Genomic DNA, 12,620 nt, shown 5'->3' with positions numbered 1-12,620 from the left:
GCTCGCCGTCTCCAGGCCGTCGCCGGACCCGGGACCGGCGTCAGGCGCCGAGGCAGGAGCGGACGGCCGCGGCGAGCCGGTTGGCGCGCTCGTCGCCCGCGCCGTACATCTGGTTGACGACGTAGCCGAACCCCACCTCGTGGTACGCGTCGGCGAAGGCGAGATTGCCGCCGGCTCCGTCGTGGCCGAAACTGCGTGCGCCCAGCAGCGGCCGGGCCGGCTCGGAGTGCAGCAGGAAACCGGTGCCCCAGCGCTGGCCGGTGTCGGGCGGGCCGTGCCGTTGCTGGCCCCGCGAGCGGACGACGACCGCGTCGTCGACCGATTCCCCGGTGAGCAGAGGTCCACCGCCCACGTCGGACACGCACGCCGCGTAGAGGCGCGCGAGGCCGTCCGCGGTGCTCACCGCTCCCGCTCCCGGGACGCCGGCGGCCTGGATGGCCGGGTCGTTGAAGCTGACCAGACCGTCACCGTCGGCGGGGAAGGCGAACGCGCCACCCATCGTGATACCCCGCTCGGCGACCGGGTCGACGAAGGGATCGGCGTCCGGTGGTGGGGCCAGATCCCAGGCGACGCTGTCGCGCTCGGCGGCGGGCAGCCCGAGCCAGGTACGCAGCCCCAGCGGGCGGGCGAGGGTGTCGCGGAAGTACGCGCCGGGCAGCTGGCCGGTGACCCGGTGGATGACCTCGCCGACGAGCCACCCGTAGGTCATCGCGTGGTAGCTGTGCGCGGTACCCGGCTCCCACAGCGGGGTCTGCGCCTCGATCGCCGCGATGACCGGGTCCCACGCCAGCACCTCGTCGAGGGTCAGCGACCGGTCCAGCGCCGGCAGGCCGGCCTGGTGGGTGAGCAGCCACCGCACCGGGATCTCGCCCTTGCCGTGCTGGCCGAACTCCGGCCAGTAGCGCGTCACGGGCGCGTCGAGGTCGAGGCGTCCCTGCTGGGCGAGCAGGTACGCGCAGATCGCCAGGATCCCCTTGGTGCACGAGAAGACGACGGCCGGCGTGTGCGCCGTCCAGGGCCGCCCGGTGCGGGTGTCGGCCAGCCCGCCGTACAGATCGACGACCTTGCGGCCGCGTACGTAGAGGGTGACCGCGGCGCCGACCTCACCGCGGGAGGTGAAGTTGTCGCGAAACGCGTCGGCGACGCGCCCGTAGCGCTCGTCGACGTCGCCGTGGATCTGCGGCTGCGTGGCCACTGCCTATCCCTTCAGTGAGCCCTGGATCAGGGCCTTGATGAACTGTCGCTGGAAGATCAGGAACACGATGAGGGTAGGTGTGAGAATCAGCAGCGAGCCGGCGCACAGCAGCACCAGGTCGGTACCCCACTGGCCCTGGAAGGCGCCGAGCGCTCCGGCCATCGTGCGTTTGGTGGCGTCGTCGACCAGCACGATCGCGAGCAGGAACTGGTTCCACGTCCAGAGGAACATCAGGATCGTCAGCGAGGCGATGGCCGGGCGGGCCAGCGGCACCTGGACCCGCCAGAACAGCTGCCAGGTGCTGCTGCCGTCCACCCGGGCGGCTTCGGACAGCTCGACCGGCACATTGGTGAAGTGGGCGCGCATCCAGAACACCGCGAACGGCATGTAGAGGCCGATCAGCGGCAGGATGATGGCCCACCGGGTGTTCAGCAGGCCGAGGTCCTGCATCTGGTAGTAGAGCGGGGTGACGACGGCCTCGAAGGGCAGCGTGAGGCCGAGCAGCAGCAGACCGAAGACGAGCCGGCCGCCGGGCACCCGCAACTGGCCCAGCCCGAAGCCGGCCATGGTGGCGATGAGCACGGACACCGGTACGACGCCGGCCACGATGAGCAGGCTGGAGCGCAGCAGAGCCCCCATGTTGGCGGCGGTGAACGCGTCGGCGAAGTTGCCCCACTGCGGGTCCGACGGCCAGGCCAGCCCGTCGGGCACGGTGCCGCGCGGTTGCAGCGCGGCCGAGAGCATGCTCACGAACGGCAGCAGGGTCACGAGGATCAGGGCGATCAGGAAGACCCGACCGGTCAGCTGCTCACGTCGGCTCAGGTTCACGGCTTCTCCCCCCGGGTCAGTCGCTGGATCGGCAGCACGAACGCCAGCACCAGGAGCATCAGTACGACCGCGAGGGCCGAGGCCAGCCCCACCTGGCGCTGCGAGAAGGCGAGCCGGTAGATCTCCAGACCCGGGACGGTGGTCTGCAGGCCCGGCCCACCGCTGGTGGAGATGTAGACGATGTCGAAGCTGGCCAACGCGGCGATGATCGTTACCGTGAGGCAGACCCCGATCTCCTGGCGCAGGCTGGGCAGGGTCACCGCGAGGAACTCGCGGACCGGCCCCGCGCCGTCCAGGCGGGCGGCCTCGTAGAGCGCGGGGTCGATCTTGCTCATGCCGGTCACCAGCAGGATCGTGCAGAGGCCGAGCAGGACCCACGCCCCGATCACCCCGACGGCGGGCAGCGCCGTGTCGAAGTCGCCCAGCCACGCGCGGGCCAGGCCGCCCAGCCCGAGCGCACGCAGCACCTGGTTGACCAGCCCGTTGGTGGAGAGCAGCCAACTCCACGCGATGCCGGCCGCCACCAGGGGTATGACCTGGGGCAGGAACAGGATCGTCCGGACCACGGTGCCGAACGCGCCGGTGGTGATCCGGCGGACCATGCTCGCCACCAGCAACCCGAGCGCGACCGGGATGAGGCTGAAGAAGACGATCAGGATGATCGCGTTGGAGATGATCTTCAGCAGGTCGCTGTCGGTGAACACGGTGACGTAGTTGTCCAGGCCCGCCCAGCGGGCGACACCGATCCCGTTCCAGTCGTAGAGCGAGTACTGGACGGTCAGGACGAGGGGCCGCAGGACGAAGACCGCGTACATCAGGAAGGCCGGCAGGACGAACAGCCAGCCGGTCCCGGCCGCGCGGGCCCACCGGCGTCGATGGGCCCGCGCGGACGCGGGACGGGCGGGACGACCCACGGACGACGCCCGGTCGTCCCGCCCGGGTGGTGCGCTGCCGAGGGCAGACGTCATCGGGACAGTTCCTTCTCGTACTCGGCCTGAACCGCCTTGACGTACCCCTCGGGCGTCTGCTGGCCGGCGACCAGCTTCTGCATCTCGGGCGTGATCGCGGCGGCGAAGATGCCACCGGTCGCGTTCGCGGTGAAGTCGACCGCGCCGTTCTCGGCCCCGAGCTGCTGCGCCGCCTTGAGGGTCTCGGCGAGCACGGTGTTCGGGGCGGCGGCCGGCACCGGAAGGTCGCTCGGGCCGCCCGGGCTGGACCCGCCGACCGTCACGGCGATCTCCCGCGCCTTGGCGTTGGTGTGGACCCAGTTCAGGAAGAACGCGGCGGCATCGGGGTTCTTGGCCTTGGCGGAGACGCCGAAGGTGTTGGGGGCGGACATCGCGACGTGCTTGGCGCCGGCGGCCTCGCCGGGGAACAGGAAGAAGCCCACGTTGCCGGGCATCGCCTTGTCGAGGTTCGCCGACTCCCAGTCGCCGTTGAACATGAACAGGCCGTTGCCCTTCTGGAACTGCCCGACCATGCCCGCGTAGTCCAGGGCGTTGGCGTCCTTGGTGAAGTAGCCGGCCTGGGCCCACTTCTGGATGGTCTGGGTGGCCTTCAACGCGGCCGGCGTGTCGAAGGTGGCCCCCGGCTTCTGGAAGATCCAGTCGGCGACCTGGGCCGGGTCGCCGAACTGGTTCTGCAGCGCCTGGTGCGGGAAGTTGATGCCCGCGGTGTTCTTGTTGAACTGCATGATCGGCTGGACTCCGCTGGTCTTCGCCTTGGCCAGCAACTGCTCGAACTCCGCGACCGTGGCCGGCGGCTGGGTCATGCCGACCTGGGCGGCCAACTTCTTGTTGTAGAAGACGCCGGTGACGCTGTAGCCGAGGCCCATGCCGTAGAGCGATCCGACGCCCCGCGTCTCGTCGCCGACGCGCAACTGCACGAGCTGCGAGGCGGGGAACTTGTCCCAGCCGTACGCGGTGACGTACGGGTCGAGGTTCTTGAGCAGGTCGTCCTTCACGAGGTCGACCATCGTGGGGAGCCGGATGATGTCGGGCGCGTTGTCCGAGGCCATCACGCGCGGGGCGTTCTCCACGATGACCGTGAACTGGTCCTCGCGAATGTTGAACGTGACGTTCGGGTGCTGCTTCGAGAACTCGTCGGCCAGTGCCTTGGCCAGCGGGAAGCCGGTCTCCGCGTACATCTGGAGGGTGACCGGCTCGGTGCCCAGGTCCGTCTTGACGGCGGCGTCGGGCCCGGCGGTCGACGACCGGTCGGCTCCGGGCGCGCTGCACGCCGTGGCGGCGAGCCCCAGCACCAGCAGCGGCGCGAGGACCAGCGCGCCGCGTCGCGGGAATGTCGTCAGCGTTTCTGCCATGTCATGACTCCTATGTTCCTCCGCACGTCCCACGACCCACGGCCGCGCGACGGCTCCACCGGGACCTTCGCGACGGGCGAGCGACCACGACACGTACGCCGTGACCCCCTCGCGCCGCCGCGCTCGCGTACCGACTCAGCAGCGCGACCGGCAGCGTCTTCCAACGCGCCAAAAGTGGTCGCTAAACTGATTTAGCAGAGCATGCGCGTGCCACGGTGGGCTGTCAAGGACAACCTGGCAACGGTCCGGAAACATCGGGTTCACACCGCGCCCGACCCGACCGGGGCCGGACTCCGAGCGTCGGCGCATCATGATGGGCGGGAGCGGAGCCCGTGGCGCCGCGCCTGATTCGGAGGACTGATGGGCCGCAACAGAGCAACCCTGGCCGACGTCGCGCGGCGGGCCGGGCTGTCCAAGACCGCCGCGTCGATGGTGCTCAACGGCAGGGAGGGCACGCGGCTCTCGGCCGAGGCACACCAGCGCGTGTTCGCCGCCGCCGAGGAGCTGGGCTACCGGCCCAACCTCGCGGCGCGCAGCCTGCGTACCCGCAAGACCGCGACCATCGCGTTCGTCTCCGACATCGTCGCCACCACCCGCTTCGCCGGCGGCCTCATCCGTGGCGCGCTCGACGCGGCCCGAGAACGCGACCACGTGCTGCTCATCACCGAGACGCAGGGCGACGCCACCTTCGAGCAGTACGCCATCGAGGCCATGCTCGACCGGCAGGTCGACGGGGTGATCTACGCGGCGATGGCCACCCGGCGGCTCACGGTGCCGCCGGCCATCCTCGGCGGTCCGGTGGTGCTGCTCAACGCCACCAGCTCGGACAACCTGCCCTGCGTGCTCCCCGACGACGACCGGGCCGGTCGCGCGGTCGCCACCGCCCTGCTGGAACACGGTCACCGCGACGCCATCGCGCTCATCGGCCGGAACCGGGTCAAGGAGAGCGACCCGGAGATCTCGCTCGCCGCCCGAGCGCGCCTGCACGGCATCCAGCAGGCGCTGGGCGACGCGGGCGTCACCCTGCTCACGGAATCCTTCTGCACCGAGTGGCTGCCCGAGCACGGCTACGCCGCCACGCGCGCTCTGCTGAACCGCCCCCAACGGCCGAGCGCGATCATCTGCATGAACGACCGGCTGGCCTTCGGCGCCTACCAGGCGCTCGGCGAGGCGGGCCTGCACGTCCCGGACGACATCTCGGTGATCTCGTTCGACGACGACCCGATCGCCGCCTGGCTACGCCCCAGCCTCGCGACCACCGCGCTACCGCACGAGCAGATGGGGCGACGCGCTGTCGAACTGCTCCTCGACGGCGGGGCCGCCGAACCGTCGCTCGTCGCGATGCCGCTGCGCCGACGCCGGTCCCTCGCGCCTCCCGCCTCCTGATCCGGAAACCTGCTCCGCGGGTCGCGCCGGCCCGCGCAAGACTCGACGGGCCGGACGACGACAGGTCCGGGCCGGGGCCGTGCCGCCCCGGACCGGACCTGTCGAGCTGTCAGCGCGGTGTGGTTAGCGCTGGGTCCAGCGTTGGTTGGAGGCACCGGTGCAGGTCCAGAGGATCACCGTGGTGCCGTTGGCGGTCGCGTTGTTGTTGACGTCGAGACAGAGGCCCGACGACGCTCCGCTGATCGTGCCGTTCGAGTTGAGCGTCCACCGCTGGTTGGCGCCGCCGTTGCAGTCCCAGATCTGGACCTTGCTGCCGGCGGTGGCGTTGGTCGGCGCGTCCAGGCACTTGCCGAGCGACTGGAGGGTCTGCCCGTTGGCCGTCCACCGCTGGTTGGCGGCCCCGTTGCAGTCCCAGATCACCGGCTGGGTGCCGTTGGTGGTGTTGCTCTGCGGGACGTCCAGGCATCGGCCGGACGCGGCACTCGCCAGCGCGAAGGAGCTGGTCGGCGGCGGGGTGGTGGTCGGCGGCGGGGTGGTCGGCGGCGGCGTGCTGGTGCCGCCACCACTGACCCGGTAGACCACCGTGCCGTGCGCCGGAACGCTGGCGGAGATGGTGCCGGTGCTCGTGCTGGTGGTGTTGTTCCAGGCGTCCAGCAGGGTGAACGAGCTGCCGGACTTGCCGACCGCGGCGGCCGTGGTGGAGATCGTCGTGGTCGAGCCGCTCTGGTTGAACAGCGCGACGGCGACGTCACCGTTGGCCAGTCGCTTGGCGAGCACGCGACGGGTGCCGTCGAACGACACCTGGCTGGCCTGCAACCCGAGGGAGTCCTGGTTGATGGCGATGAGGTTGGCGTTCTTGAGGATCGTCTGCGTCGCGGCGTTCATGTTGCGAACGTCGTTACCGGCGATCAACGGCGACGCCATGACAGCCCACATGGCGAAGTGGCTGCGCATCTCGGTGTCGTTCATGCCGCCCCGGCCGACCTCCATCATGTCCGGGTCGTTGAATCCACCGGGACGCGCGTACGAGGCCAGCGGCACCGTCACGTTGATGATGTTCTGGATGCCCATCGGGTAGCCGTTGGTCTGCCCGGTGTCCCACGCGTTGGTGATGTCCTCGGTGGTGCGCCACATGTTCGCCACGTCGCCCCAGTTGCGCTGCGGGCCGGTCTTGGCGTGGATGCTGTTGGGGTTGATGCTGTAGACGATCGGCCGGCCGGTCGCGGCCAGCGCGTCGCGCATCTTGGCGAACGTGGTGACCTGGTCGTTGATACTGCCGTTCGGGGAGCACCAGTCGTACTTGAGGAAGTCGACGCCCCAGGCGGCGAACTGCCGGGCGTCCTGCGCCTCGTGGCCCTGACTGCCGGTCGCGCCGGGGTAGCTGTTGAAGTACTGGGCGCAGGTCTTGTCCACCGGCACCTGGTAGAGACCGAACTTCAGCCCACGGGCGTGCAGGTAGTCACCGAGCGCCTTCATCCCGCTCGGGAAGCGGGTCGGGTCGCCCTGGAGGTTTCCGGAGCTGTCGCGGTTCGGGTTGAACCAACAGTCGTCGACGACGACGTACTCGTAGCCGAGGTCGCGCATTCCGCTGCTGACGATCGCGTCGGCCGTCTGCCGGATCAGCCCTTCGTTGATGTTGCAACCGAAGGAGTTCCAGCTGTTCCACCCCATCGGGGGTGTCCGGGCGACGCCGTTCTCCAACGCCTGGGCTCCCGGGGCCCGCAGGCCCACGAGGGCGGCGGCCACGAGGAGCCCGGCCGCCGCTGCCCGCCCCCAGTGACGGGCTCGGATTCGCTTCATACGGGACGTCCTTTCGATAGTGCCATCCACGGGGGACGGCCGCCCGGATGAGGCGGGCACCGTCATGTGCACGACCACTGTTAGCGTTAACAGCTGACGCCGGTCATATTACGGAGCCGTTTCGTCGAATTCAACTGCTTCCATGTCTCGATGCATTGCCGTCATCTGCGAGCGGCCACGGGGCGTCCCCGTCGGTCACGGATGACCGACGGGGACCGACCCGCACCGCTCTAGAACTGCGCGAAGAACCGCCAGACCTCGCCCTTGGTCCAGGTCGTGATGCCGCTCTCGGCGTACGTGCCGTCCACCGGCCCCGGCATGTGACCGTTGTCGAACGCGGCCCACTGCACCGGATACCCGGCGCGGCAGCCGGAGTAGGCGGTGGTGATGTGCGTCCGGCTGCCCGAGGCCGGCTCCTGCGGGCTCTGCGCGGCGCACCCGTTGTTCCGCACGAAGGTGTCGCGCAACGACCGCCCCGAGGAGATGTTGAGCACCGAGTCGCTGATGCCGTGCAGACCGAAGTACGCGATCGGCTGGGTGCCGCCGCTGCACCCGCTCAGCTGGGCGCCACTGAACACCGCCACCGCCCGGAACACGTTCGCCCGGGCACACGCGAGCGCGTAGCTCATGCCGCCGCCGTAGCTGAAGCCGAGCGCGAAGCGCTGCGTCGTGTTGACGCACAGCGCGCCCTCGATCAACCGGATCATGTCGTCGACGAAGGTGATGTCCTCGCCGCCGGAGTTGGCCCAGCCGTTGCCGAGGCCCTGCGGGGCGACCAGGATCGCCGTGTTGTTCGACTGCTCCTGCTGCCCGTAGTAGGACCAGGGCGTCCCGCTCGTACCGCCGGAGCTGACCTCGGCGGCGGTGCCGCCCCGCCAGTGGAACGCGAAGATCAACCGGTAGCGGGTGGTGTTGGTGTAGTTGGCCGGGACCCGCAGGATGAAGCTGCGGCTCTTACCGCTGCTCTGGATCGTGTGGGTGCCGCTGGCCAGCGTGGGGCTCGTGCCACAGCCGCCGCCGGTGCCGGTGTCGCCGGAGACCTTGACCAGTTGCCACTGCTGGTTGGTGCCGCCGGTGTCGGCGTACTGGACGACGTTGGCGCCGTCGGCGGTCGAGGCGCCCTGCACCTCCACGGCCTTGCCGCTGTGCCGCCCGATGAGGCGGACGTTCCCGCCGTCCGAGTCGGCCAGCCGGAACTGCTGGTTGGTCCCGTTGTTGTCGGTCCACTGTACGACCGACGCGCCGTCCGCGGTCGACGCGCCGCTGACGTCGAGCACCTTGCCGGAGAGCCGCGACTTCAGCCGGTAGAAGCCCCCACCGGAATCGGTGAACTGCCACTGCTGGTTGGTGCCGTTGTTGCGGGTCCACTGCGTGATGCGCGCGCCGTCGTTGGTGGCCTGGCCGTACACGTCCAGGGCCTTGCCGCTGTTGCGGTTGACCAGGACGTACCAGGCACCGGTGTCCACCGTCGCGGCGGCGGCGGGCGTCGCCGCGACCGCGACGAGCGTGCCGGCCGTGAGCACCGTCGCCGCGATGGCGGCCAGGCCCGACCGCCAGCGTCGCGTGGACGCCGGACCGGGATGAGCCGCACCGTTGGTTCTCATGAATCACTCCTTCGCTGAGGCACGCCTCCCGGGCAGGTGTGTCCCTGCGCGGGTTAGCGTTAACACATTTACCGGTGAATGACCGGTATCGATGGCGGGCCGCGTAGTCGCGGTTGCCCGCCGGGGTAGCCCCGACCGGGGTGCGGCCGGCCGGGGCGATCCCTGGTTCAGCCGCGCACCTGCCACTGCTGGTTCGTGCCGCCGTTGCACGACCAGAGGATGAGCTTCGTGCCGTTCGCGGTTGCGGCGCCGTTCGCGTCCAGGCAGAGGCCCGACTGCACGCCGGTGATGGTGCCGTTGGCGTTGACGTTCCACTGCTGGTTGGCCTGCCCGTTGCAGTCCCAGATCACCACGGCGGTGCCATTCGTGGTGCCCTGACCAGAGGCGTCCAGGCACTTGTTGCCGTACACCATGAGCTGCCGGCTGGCCGTCACCGTCCACCGCTGGTTGGCGGCCCCGCTGATGCAGTCCCAGAGCTGGGCCTGCGTGCCGTTGGTGGTGCTGGAGTTGCCGATCTCGGCGCAGCGGCCCGACTGGACGCCCACGATCTGCCCGCTCTGCGGGTTGGTGCTGCCGCCGCTCTGGACGCCGGCCGCCGCGATCACGGACTGCGCGCCCGACGGCCAGTTCCCGTTGGAGACCGTGACGTTGCTGTTGACCACGTTGCCCCGGTCGCCGTTCGTCACGTTGGAGCTGCCGTTGGTCGACCAGTTGTTGGTGACGGTGAAGTTGCCCATGTTCTCCGCGTAGTAGTAGTTCGCGGTGGCCCAGGTGCCGGTGGAGGAGAACACGTTGTTGCGGGCGGTGTAGTAGCGCGAACCCTCGTCGAAGTAGAGCCCGAACCAGCCGTTGGTACGCAGGCAGTAGTTCTGGTTGATGGTCCCGCCCGGGTTCGCCGAGAGCGTGTAGATGCACCCGCCGTCGGTCATCTGCTGCATCACGTCGTGCACGTAGTTGCCGATGACCTGGTTGTTCGACGCCGTCGTGGCCGTGGTGTAGCGCGGCTGGTAGTTGTAGAGGCCCCGGTTGGCGTAGTGCTGGCTTCCGCCGGCGTCGTTGGCGCCCCAGCCGTAGCCGACCGACAGCCCGGTGTACGGCATGTTGTAGACCTCGTTCTGCGAGACCAGCGAGGTGCTGACGTAGGTGGTCAGGATCGACACCACGCCCCGGTACTCCACACCCAGGTCGTGCACGCGGTTGTTGCTGATGGTGACGTTCCGGTTGACCATCCGCTGGTCGCCGGGGTGGTGGGCGTCGGCGCGCACGCCGCCCACCACGATGCCGCCGGCCGAGTTGCGGGCGATCTCGGAGCGGGTGACCGTGATGTTGCTGGTGCCCAGACCGACACCGCTCGCGTGGGCGTTGGCGTCGTTGCCGATGCCGATGGCCGTCTGACCCAGGTTGACGAACTGGGAGTCGCTGAAGGAGATCGTGTTGGCGGCCGACACCTGCACGGCCGCGGGCATCTGGGCCCAGCTCGGCCGGGTGGCCTCGAACAGCGGGCAGCCCTCCTGGCAGGAGGTCAGGGCGTCGGACGGGCGGGCCCAGCTGCCGACGATGTGCGCGCCGGTCTGCTGGTCCGCGAAGCCGTTGCTGCTGCTCGGGCCGAGCCAGCTCGTACCGGTGAAGGTGATGCCGCTGAACGAGATGTGGTGCGCGGGCGCGTCGTACGTACCGCCCACGTTGACCAGGGACTGCAGCTGCGGCAGCTCCACGCTCACGCTGTTCATGTTCTGCCCGGAGAGCGGAATGTAGTTGAGCTGCCCGTTGCCCGGGTTGAGATACCACTCCCCCGGCGAGTCCAGGAACTCGTACGCGTTGGCCAGGTAGAACGGGCCGGCCCGGTGCGGACGGGACAGGGTGTCGAAGCCGAACGTGTTGTTGTTCCAGGCCGGCTGCTGCATCGTCAGGAAGTTCCCGCTGATGCTCTGCACCGGCGAGTACCGGTCGGTGAAGGAGCCGACGCTCTCCACCTCGACCCGGCTCTGGTTGCCGACGTTGTTGAGGTAGCTCAACGCGCTGTTGCTGAACCGCATGCCGGACGTGGTGAAGGTGAAGTCGGCGCGGTTGACGGCGGTACGCGCCCGGGTGGCGATGGCGCCGTTGACGTAGAGCTGGCGGCTGTCCAGCCCGGCGGGGACGCTGGCCCGCCAGATGTTCTTGCCGGAGTCGACGAGCGACCAGCCGGTGACCGCCCTCGCACCGCTGATCGTCGGTCGGGCCGAGGCGGCCGCCCGCCAGATCACCTGGTAGCCGCCTGTGCCGGAGTCGGCGGCGGTCAGCCGGAGCGGTGAGGTGAGCCGGTACACGCCGTCGGCCAGTTCCACGACGATGTCGCCGGACATCGAGCTGTTGAGCGTCCGGACGGCGGCCTGGGCGCCGGCCAACGAGCACGGCTGGCTGGCCGAGCAGGTGCTGCCGCCGCCGGACGGGGACGCGTAGAGGGTGGTGGTCGCCGCGGCGGCCGGTGTGGCCGAGGCGGTGACGGCGACCAGTGCGGTCAGTGCCGCCGTGGCGGCGCCGGCGAGGAGCCTGCGCGCCACGGAGATGGACGAGATGGACACGGGACGGTCTCCTGGGGGTGATGGGGGTGGTGGTTAGCGCTAACAACAAGGGCGTGCCGACGCCCGGTCAGGCGACGACCTTCCGGAGGTGGCGCAGGCCGTCGACGGCGAGGCGGTCCTGGGAGGGGGCCAGGGGCCGCCAGATCGACGCCGCGGTGGCGATGGTCTCGTTCTCGGCCGTGAAGGACTCGATGCAGACCGCGCCCCGGTAGCCGGTGCCCCGCAGGACGGAGAAGAAGCGGGGCCAGTCGAAGTGGTCCGCGCCGGGCGAGCCCCGGTCGGTGCCGCTGACCTGGACGTGCTTGATGTGCGGGCCGGCCAGCGTGAGGGCCGCGTAGGGATCGGCCTCCTCGATGTTCATGTGGTAGGTATCGATCATGATGCCGACGCTCGTGGGCAGGCCGTCGATCGCCTCAATCGTCTGCTCGATGGTGTTGACCACGCTCGTCTCGTAGCGGTTCAGCGCCTCGACGCCGATGGTCACGCCCACCTCGCCGGCCCGGTCGGCGACCGGCGCGAGGGCCCGCCGGAAGTCGGCGTAGCAGGCCGCGCGGGCCGCCGCCGACATCCGCCAGGTGCGGCCGACGGCCGCGTACACCGGGCCGCCGACGCAGGGCGCGCCGACCGCCGCCGCGCTCGCCACACACCCCATGAGGTACGCGACGGTCGACTCGACGACGGCCGGCGGCGCGTCCACCAGGTCCCGCCCGGGCGGGGTGACCGCACAGACCCCGGCCGCCGCGAGGCGGTGCTCGGCCAACAGGTCCCGGGTGCGGACGGGATCCCAGTCGCCGGGCTGCTCGATCGGCAGTTCGACGGCGTCGAACCCGAACGAGGCGATCCGCGGGATCAACCGGGCGAGGGCCTCGTCGTCGACCGGCGAGGCCCACACCCAGGGGTTGACGCCAATGGCGTACACCGCA

At 70.0% G+C, this 12,620-nt stretch carries 8 protein-coding genes and 1 pseudogene; 1 reads left to right on the top strand and 8 read right to left on the bottom strand.

What is annotated here, in order from left to right; all coding sequences use genetic code 11:
* Window positions 1–40: 40 nt before the first annotated feature.
* Genes ACQPZK_RS12705 through ACQPZK_RS12690 form a run of 4 tightly spaced genes read right to left on the bottom strand, consistent with a single transcriptional unit; the run spans window position 41 to window position 4,343 of the window.
* Window positions 41–1,195 (bottom strand): serine hydrolase domain-containing protein, encoded by a 1,155-nt coding sequence (locus ACQPZK_RS12705; protein WP_433538481.1) that lies wholly within the window; start codon window positions 1,193–1,195, stop codon window positions 41–43.
* 3 nt (window positions 1,196–1,198) lie between these two features.
* Entirely contained in the window at window positions 1,199–2,023 is an 825-nt protein-coding gene (locus ACQPZK_RS12700; protein WP_355050051.1) for a carbohydrate ABC transporter permease, read from the bottom strand.
* A complete protein-coding gene (locus ACQPZK_RS12695) occupies window positions 2,020–2,991 on the bottom strand; it encodes a carbohydrate ABC transporter permease (protein WP_433538480.1) in 972 nt (323 codons plus the stop codon). Before ACQPZK_RS12695 ends, ACQPZK_RS12700 begins: the two co-directional genes overlap by 4 nt.
* Window positions 2,988–4,343 (bottom strand): ABC transporter substrate-binding protein, encoded by a 1,356-nt coding sequence (locus tag ACQPZK_RS12690; RefSeq protein WP_433538479.1) that lies wholly within the window; start codon window positions 4,341–4,343, stop codon window positions 2,988–2,990. Before ACQPZK_RS12690 ends, ACQPZK_RS12695 begins: the two co-directional genes overlap by 4 nt.
* Before the next feature lie 360 nt (window positions 4,344–4,703).
* On the opposite strand from ACQPZK_RS12690, the gene ACQPZK_RS12685 reads away from it, so the two are divergent.
* A complete protein-coding gene (locus ACQPZK_RS12685) occupies window positions 4,704–5,729 on the top strand; it encodes a LacI family DNA-binding transcriptional regulator (protein WP_433538478.1) in 1,026 nt (341 codons plus the stop codon).
* Between the two features lie 123 nt (window positions 5,730–5,852).
* Here the strand turns inward: ACQPZK_RS12685 and ACQPZK_RS12680 are convergent, their stop codons facing one another.
* From ACQPZK_RS12680 to ACQPZK_RS12665, 4 genes and pseudogenes are all read right to left on the bottom strand, one after another.
* Complete coding sequence (locus tag ACQPZK_RS12680; RefSeq protein ID WP_433538477.1) at window positions 5,853–7,529, bottom strand: glycoside hydrolase family 27 protein; 1,677 nt, start codon at window positions 7,527–7,529, stop codon at window positions 5,853–5,855.
* A gap of 233 nt (window positions 7,530–7,762) precedes the next feature.
* Window positions 7,763–9,133, bottom strand: a pseudogene (locus ACQPZK_RS12675) (RICIN domain-containing protein); the annotation flags it as partial.
* 167 nt (window positions 9,134–9,300) lie between these two features.
* Window positions 9,301–11,697 carry an RICIN domain-containing protein gene (locus tag ACQPZK_RS12670; protein ID WP_433538476.1) on the bottom strand — a complete coding sequence of 799 codons (2,397 nt, stop codon included), beginning with the start codon at window positions 11,695–11,697 and terminating at the stop codon, window positions 9,301–9,303.
* 67 nt (window positions 11,698–11,764) lie between these two features.
* The gene (locus ACQPZK_RS12665; RefSeq protein ID WP_433538475.1) at window positions 11,765–12,616 is read right to left on the bottom strand and encodes a sugar phosphate isomerase/epimerase family protein; all 852 of its coding nucleotides are present in this window, start codon (window positions 12,614–12,616) and stop codon (window positions 11,765–11,767) included.
* Window positions 12,617–12,620: the final 4 nt, after the last annotated feature.

This window comes from Micromonospora sp. CA-249363 (assembly GCF_050950185.1).
Classification (GTDB): domain Bacteria; phylum Actinomycetota; class Actinomycetes; order Mycobacteriales; family Micromonosporaceae; genus Micromonospora.
This window is presented reverse-complemented; position numbering and strand designations above follow the sequence as displayed.